1 protein-coding gene is annotated in these 1,248 nt (G+C 70.6%); it reads right to left on the bottom strand.

Annotated features, from left to right (window positions below; all coding sequences use genetic code 11):
- Positions 1-1,248: CoA-acylating methylmalonate-semialdehyde dehydrogenase (gene mmsA / locus MQP27_RS50745; protein WP_242779504.1), on the bottom strand; the 1,248-nt coding region annotated here is incomplete at its 5' end.

The raw sequence follows: 1,248 nt of genomic DNA, 5'->3' as shown, positions 1-1,248 counted from the left end.
TCAGTGGTTGCGGGGGAACCCGAGGTCGACGCCGGTGGGGGCGTCGGCGGGGTCGGGCCAGCGGGTGGTGACGACCTTGCCGCGGGTGTAGAAGTGGGTGCCGTCGTTGCCGTAGATGTGGTGGTCGCCGAAGAGGGAGTCCTTCCAGCCGCCGAAGGAGTGGTAGCCGACGGGGACCGGGATGGGCACGTTCACGCCGACCATGCCGGCCTCGATCTCCAGCTGGAAGCGGCGGGCGGCGCCGCCGTCCCGGGTGAAGATCGCGGTGCCGTTGCCGAACGGCGAGCTGTTGATCAGCGCCACGCCCTCCTCGTAGGTGTCCACGCGCAGCACGCACAGGACCGGGCCGAAGATCTCGTCCTGGTAGGCCCTGGCGGTGGTGGGGACCTTGTCGAGGAGCGAGATGCCGATCCAGTGGCCGTCCTCGAAGCCCTCCACCGTGTAGCCGGTGCCGTCGAGGACGACCTCGCAGCCCTCGGCCGCCGCGCCCTCCACGTAGGAGGCCACCTTGTCGCGGTGCACCTTGGTGATCAGCGGGCCCATCTCGGAGGCGGGGTCGTTGCCCGGGCCGATCTTGATCTTCTCGGCGCGTTCGCGGATCTTCGCCACCAGCTGGTCGCCGATGGAGCCGACCGCGACGACCGCGGAGATGGCCATGCAGCGCTCGCCGGCGGAGCCGTAGGCGGCGGACACGGCGGCGTCGGCGGCGGCGTCCAGGTCGGCGTCCGGCAGCACCAGCATGTGGTTCTTGGCGCCACCCAGCGCCTGCACCCGCTTGTGGTTCGCGGAGGCGGTGGTGTGGATGTAGCGGGCGATGGGGGTGGAGCCGACGAAGGAGACGGCCTTGACGTCCGGGTGCTCCAGCAGGCGGTCGACGGCCACCTTGTCGCCGTGCACGACGTTGAAGACGCCGTCGGGCAGGCCGGCCTCCGCGAGCAGCTCGGCGAGCTTGAGGGAGGCGGAGGGGTCCTTCTCGGACGGCTTGAGGACGAAGGTGTTGCCGGTCGCGATGGCGATCGGGAACATCCACATCGGGACCATGGCCGGGAAGTTGAACGGGGTGATGCCCGCGACCACGCCCAGCGGCTGGCGGATGGAGGAGACGTCCACGCGCGAGGCGACCTCGGTGGACAGCTCGCCCTTGAGCTGCACGGTGATCCCGCAGGCCAGGTCGACGATCTCCAGGCCGCGGGCGACCTCGCCCAGCGCGTCGGAGTGCACCTTGCCGTGCTCGGCGGTGATCAGCTC

Source organism: Streptomyces cylindrosporus (genome assembly GCF_022698165.1).
In the GTDB taxonomy this organism is placed as follows: domain Bacteria; phylum Actinomycetota; class Actinomycetes; order Streptomycetales; family Streptomycetaceae; genus Streptomyces; species Streptomyces cylindrosporus.
Note: the sequence above shows the minus strand (reverse complement) of the source record. Positions and strands in the feature narration are given on the sequence as shown.